Source organism: Blastomonas sp., assembly GCF_041747255.1.
GTDB lineage: Bacteria > Pseudomonadota > Alphaproteobacteria > Sphingomonadales > Sphingomonadaceae > Blastomonas.
In genome coordinates this window covers 1-5,157 of the sequence record NZ_JBGTFM010000080.1, presented here as the reverse complement: position 1 = coordinate 5,157, position 5,157 = coordinate 1, and the positions used below count along the sequence as shown (strand labels likewise).

The following is a 5,157-nucleotide window of genomic DNA, read 5'->3' as shown; positions in this document are numbered from 1 at the left end:
CGCGGATTGCGGCGATGCGCGACTGGATCCACGAACATTTCAGCTATCAGCCGGGCAGCAGCGACGGATCGACCACCGCGCTCGACACCTTCGTCACGCGGCAGGGCGTGTGCCGCGATTTTGCGCACATGATGGTGGTGCTCGCGCGCGCCGCGTGCATCCCCGCGCGCTTTGTCAGCGTCTACGCGCCCGATGTCACCCCGCCCGATTTTCACGCCGTGGCCGAAGTGTTTTTGGCCAACGCCAGCGGCGGAGGCGGCGCATGGCACCTCGTCGATCCCACCGGCATGGCGCAGGCAAGCGACATGGCCAAAATCGGCGTCGGCCGCGACGCGCTCGACGTCGCCTTCCTCACCGGTTACGGCCCGATGGAATTTGTGGAGCAAACGGTGTCGGTGACGCGGGCGTGAACCGCCTGCGGCCCGGCTTACTGGCTGAGATCCGCCCGCCGGTCGGTTGCGCCGGGGCGTGGCAGATGCGCGGCGTCGTCCATGCCTTTGCGTATGGGCTCGACTGCATCGAGTAGCCGCGCGAGGAGCGATTTGCCGAACGCCCAGTCACCGATGTCTGACTTGCTGTTGATATGGCCTATGCGGCCCGCATCGACATGGTCGGCGCCCCAGAGACTGGCCAGACGGTAAGCTCGGTCCGGGGTAATGTACGGATCGTTGCGGCTGCCGACGACGATGCTGGGGAAGGGCAACACGCCGCGCGCGGATGGCGCGAATGCATTGAGGCGCGGATCGGCCGGGGCGCTGTCAACCTCTGGCGGGGCGACCAGCAACGCGCCCACCACCGGGCCGGATGTCGTGGGCCGCTCAAGCGCCGCCCACCACGCCACCGCATGGCAACCAAGGCTGTGCGCCACCAGAATGATCGGCCCTGCGGTCTGCCGGATCGCCAGATTGAGCCGGTTGACCCAGGCGTTGCTATTCGGCGTCTGCCAGTTGCCCATGTCAACGCGGTGGCAGTTCAGCCACTGCTGCTCCCACAATGCCTGCCAATGCGCAGAGCAGCTGTTGTCGAGGCCGGGCACTGTCAGAATCGTGGGGTCTTGATGGTCACGGGCATGAATTCCAGGCATGGGACATCTCCGTTTGTGTGCGACAACCGGGATAGGCTGGCGCCTGCGGCTTATCGTCAGCCGGTGACAACCACATTAACTCAACTAATTTAATTGACAATAAGTTTGCGACCAGTTGACGCCCCGCTGCGCCCTGCTGACGGGCTGTTCGCGCTTGACTCTCTCCCGCCACCTGCTAATGGCCCGCATCGACCAGAGACGCCGCAAGGCTGATCTGATTGCCGTCCGAGACAGTTGGTGCAGGGAATTTGCCCTGCTTAATGTCCAGCCTAGACGGGGACCAGTTTTTTACCGCCTTTGCATTTGATGCAATTGCGGACGTGGCCATTTTGAACCTCCTGCGCTCCATGCGCGCGTTCAACCGGCTCGGCAAACCCCCCACGGACCGAATGCAGTGTGCCAAGCGCCAGCGATGGTGTGCGTGTGCATTGCGCAATGAACCGGGTGTATCCCCGCGCGGCTCAATGTCGTTCGGCGCACCCATGTGGAAGGAGACCAGCATGGATCGTGCTGAAAAAGAAGCCGCTGTTGCTTCGCTGAACGCTACCTTCGCCGACGCCGGTGTGGTGGTGGTAACCCGTAACCTGGGTCTTACCGTCGCAAAGTCCACCGAACTGCGGACGAAGATGCGCGATGAGGGCGCCAGCTACAAAGTCACGAAGAACCGTCTGGCCAAGCTGGCAGCGGTGGGCACACCTTATGCGTCCATCACCGATCTGCTGACCGGGCCGATTGCGCTCGCGACATCGTCTGATCCGGTCGCCGCAGCCAAGGTTGCGGTCAATTTCGCCAAAGACAATGACAAGCTTGAAATTGTCGGCGGCGCGATGGGCGATACGTTCCTTGATGCCGAAGGGGTGAAGGCGCTTGCCTTGATGCCGTCGCTCGATGAACTGCGCGCCAAGATCATTGGTCTCGTCAATGCCCCGGCAACCAAGGTTGTTCAGGTCATTCAGGCACCGGCCGGGCAGCTTGCCCGCGTGTTCGGTGCCTATGCGGCCAAAGAAGACGCTTGAAGCAAAATGATTATCCGCCCGCGCCGCGCGGTGCTGGCGGCATGTAAATTGAATTGAACATTGGAGACTTAAAATGGCAGATATTGCAAAACTGGTTGAAGACCTCTCGAAGCTGACTGTTCTGGAAGCCGCTGAACTGTCGAAGGCGCTTGAAGAAGCATGGGGCGTTTCGGCCGCTGCTGCGGTTGCTGTGGCTGCGCCAGCTGGCGGCGCTGCGGCTCCGGCTGCTGAAGAGCAGACTGAATTCGACGTGATCCTGACCGGCGACGGCGGCAAGAAGATCCAGGTCATCAAGGAAGTCCGTGCGATCACCCAGCTTGGCCTGACCGAAGCCAAGACCCTGGTCGAAAGCGCTCCCAAGGCGATCAAGGAAGCTGTCAGCAAGGCAGAAGCCGAAGAAATCAAGGCGAAGATCGAAGCTGCCGGCGGCACCGTCGAACTCAAGTAATCCTGGTCGCTTCGCCTTCGGGCGGGGGAATGAAAAAAGGGCGGTCTGCTTCGCGCAGGCCGCCCTTTTTTGTGTGTCCGGTTTGAGCTGACGGATCAGCCAGCGCTGTTCAGGTGTGATGCGATGTCGCCGATCGGGTGGTTGGTCAAGTCCTTGGCGAGTTCGCCGGTGACGCGGCTCGTCACCTCCTTGTGCAGCGCGGGGCGCAGTTCGCCCAGCAGCGCCGGTGCGGCGACCAATACCAGCGATTTGAAATCCCCCTTGATCGCGCGTTTGTAGAGCAGATCGGCGAGATCGCGGGCGAAGCGCTCACGCGCAATCTGGTGCCAGTCGCTTTCCTGAACCGCACTGCGGCTGCCTTCGCTTCTAGCTTGTACTTGCGTTGCCATTCCCGAATTCTGGTCCTGCGCCGGGGCGGCGGCGAGCTCCTTGGCCTGCTCAACCTCAAGTTCGATCTGACCGGCAGCGCCGGTGTTGCGCAGGAACAGTGCCTTCTCGCTGTCAGCGACGAGGACGAGCGTGTCTTGGGCGAGTTTCATGCAATGGTTCCTTGTCATGTGTCGATCTGTGACGTGGCGTGAGGCATGCAGACTTTAGGTCGGCGAGGCGACCCATGCAGATGCGGAGTGATGCGCAGCCCCGTAGACATAAGACGCGAGGCGGCCCTGTTGAGTTCCCCGCCTGATTGCGGCATCCGGGGGCGTGGCCTCTTATGCGTTCTGGCTGTTTGACAAGTCCAACAACGCTGCATATATGACGCACTCACCGAAAGTTTCGAGACATGGCGGGTTTTGCGCGGGCCTGCTGGACGAATGAATTTTTTCGGATCAATCAGACGCGATAGGCTGCGGTCCTACCCTCTAGGACCTGCGGCCTTTTGCTGTCTGATGCGCCGCGAATCGAGCATGAACAAAAGGCGATATCTGACATATGGCAACCCAGGCGACTGTACCGGTCAACAAAAAGCCGGTCCCCAACAAGCGCATCCGCAAGATTTTCGGCGACATCCACGAAGTTAGTGAAATGCCGAACCTCATCGAGGTTCAGCGCGAAAGCTATGAGCAGTTCCTGCGGTCGGACCATTCGATCGGCTATGTCTCGGGCCTTGAAAAGACGCTGCGCAGCGTGTTCCCGATCCAGGATTTCGCGGGCACCGCCAGCCTCGATATCAAGGAAAAGGACGGTTACGTCCTTGAGCCCCCCAAATACGACGTCACCGAGTGCCGCCAGCGCGGGATCACCTATGCTGCGCCGATGAAGGTCACGCTCAAGCTCGCGACGTTCGAGGTGGACTCAGAGACCGAAACCAAGAGCCTGATCGATATCAAGGAGCAGGACGTCTATATGGGCGACATGCCGCTCATGACCGAGAACGGCACCTTTGTGATCAACGGCACCGAGCGCGTGATCGTCAGCCAGATGCACCGCTCGCCGGGCGTGTTGTTCGATCATGATCGCGGCAAGACGCATTCGTCGGGCAAATATCTGTTTGCCGCACGCGTCATCCCGTATCGCGGTTCGTGGCTCGATTTCGAATTCGACGCCAAGGACATCGTCAATGTGCGTATCGACCGCAAGCGCAAGCTGCCGGTCACCTCATTGCTCTATGCTCTGGGGCTGAACGATGAAGAAATCCTCGACAACTTCTACGACAAGGTTGTTTACGAACGTGGCACCGGCGGCTGGAAGATTCCGTTCGTGGTCGAACAGTGGCGCGGGCTGAAGCCTGCGTTTGACATCGTCGATGCCAACACCGGCGAAGTCGCCTTCAAGGCGGGCGAAAAGATCACCCCGCGCGCGGCGCTCAAGGCTTCGAAAGATGGTTTGACGACGCTGCTGATCCCCACGGAAGAAATTTTCGGCCGCTACAGCGCCTATGATCTGGTCAACGAAAAGACCGGCGAAATCTACATCGAGGCGGGCGACGAAGTCACCGCAGAAAACCTTGAAAAGCTCGATTCCGCCGGGATCGACCAGCTCGTGCTGCTCGACATCGATCATGTCACCACCGGCCCGTGGATCCGCAACACGATGAAGGCCGACAAGGCCGACAATCGCGACATGGGCCTCGATGCGATCTATCGCGTCATGCGCCCCGGCGAGCCGCCGACGCGCGAAACCGCCGATGCGCTGTTCGAAGGCCTGTTCTTCGATGGCGAGCGTTATGACCTGTCGGCTGTGGGCCGCGTCAAGCTCAACATGCGTCTGGAACTCGATTGCGAGGACACCGTCACCACGCTGCGGCGCGAGGACATACTGGCGGTCGTCAAGACTTTGGTGAACCTGAAGGATGGCAAGGGCGAAGTCGATGACATCGACAACCTTGGCAACCGGCGTGTGCGTTCGGTGGGCGAGCTGCTGGAAAATCAGTATCGCGTCGGCCTGCTGCGCATGGAGCGTGCGGTCAAGGAGCGGATGAGCTCCGTTGACGTGTCCACGGTCATGCCCAACGATCTGATCAACGCCAAGCCAGCGGTTGCCGCGGTGCGTGAATTCTTCGGCTCGTCGCAGCTCTCGCAGTTCATGGACCAGACCAACCCGCTGGCCGAAGTCACCCACAAGCGCCGCGTGTCGGCGCTCGGGCCGGGCGGCTTGACGCGTGAGCGCGC

At 60.9% G+C, this 5,157-nt stretch carries 5 protein-coding genes and 1 pseudogene; 4 read left to right on the top strand and 2 right to left on the bottom strand.

Annotation, left to right across the window (positions count from 1 at the left end; genetic code table 11):
- Positions 1-410: transglutaminase family protein (locus tag ACEW8G_RS02935; RefSeq protein WP_373486950.1), on the top strand; the 410-nt coding region annotated here is incomplete at its 5' end.
- Between the two features lie 17 nt (positions 411-427).
- Here the strand turns inward: ACEW8G_RS02935 and ACEW8G_RS02930 are convergent.
- Positions 428-1,084, bottom strand: a complete 657-nt coding sequence (locus tag ACEW8G_RS02930) for an RBBP9/YdeN family alpha/beta hydrolase (protein WP_373486949.1) — start codon at positions 1,082-1,084, stop codon at positions 428-430.
- A 500-nt stretch (positions 1,085-1,584) separates the two neighbouring features.
- Between ACEW8G_RS02930 and rplJ the strand changes: the two genes are divergently transcribed.
- Together rplJ and rplL are read left to right on the top strand one after the other, a co-directional pair.
- Entirely contained in the window at positions 1,585-2,100 is a 516-nt protein-coding gene (gene rplJ / locus ACEW8G_RS02925) for a 50S ribosomal protein L10 (protein ID WP_373486951.1), read from the top strand.
- 73 nt (positions 2,101-2,173) lie between these two features.
- Positions 2,174-2,548 (top strand): 50S ribosomal protein L7/L12, encoded by a 375-nt coding sequence (rplL, locus tag ACEW8G_RS02920; protein ID WP_373486948.1) that lies wholly within the window; start codon positions 2,174-2,176, stop codon positions 2,546-2,548.
- Between the two features lie 95 nt (positions 2,549-2,643).
- On the opposite strand, the gene ACEW8G_RS02915 is transcribed toward rplL, so the two are convergent.
- Positions 2,644-3,087 carry a host attachment family protein gene (locus ACEW8G_RS02915; protein WP_373486947.1) on the bottom strand — a complete coding sequence of 148 codons (444 nt, stop codon included), beginning with the start codon at positions 3,085-3,087 and terminating at the stop codon, positions 2,644-2,646.
- Between the two features lie 391 nt (positions 3,088-3,478).
- Between ACEW8G_RS02915 and ACEW8G_RS02910 the strand changes: the two are divergent.
- Positions 3,479-5,157: pseudogene (locus tag ACEW8G_RS02910) on the top strand (DNA-directed RNA polymerase subunit beta); the annotation flags it as partial.

Bases quoted from the DNA above. Each gene is read 5' to 3' on its own strand.
- ACEW8G_RS02930 (WP_373486949.1), bottom strand. From the start codon at position 1,084: ATGCCTGGAATTCATGCCCGTGACCATCAAGACCCCACGATTCTGACA.
- rplJ (WP_373486951.1), top strand. From the start codon at position 1,585: ATGGATCGTGCTGAAAAAGAAGCCGCTGTTGCTTCGCTGAACGCTACC.
- rplL (WP_373486948.1), top strand. From the start codon at position 2,174: ATGGCAGATATTGCAAAACTGGTTGAAGACCTCTCGAAGCTGACTGTT.
- ACEW8G_RS02915 (WP_373486947.1), bottom strand. From the start codon at position 3,087: ATGAAACTCGCCCAAGACACGCTCGTCCTCGTCGCTGACAGCGAGAAG.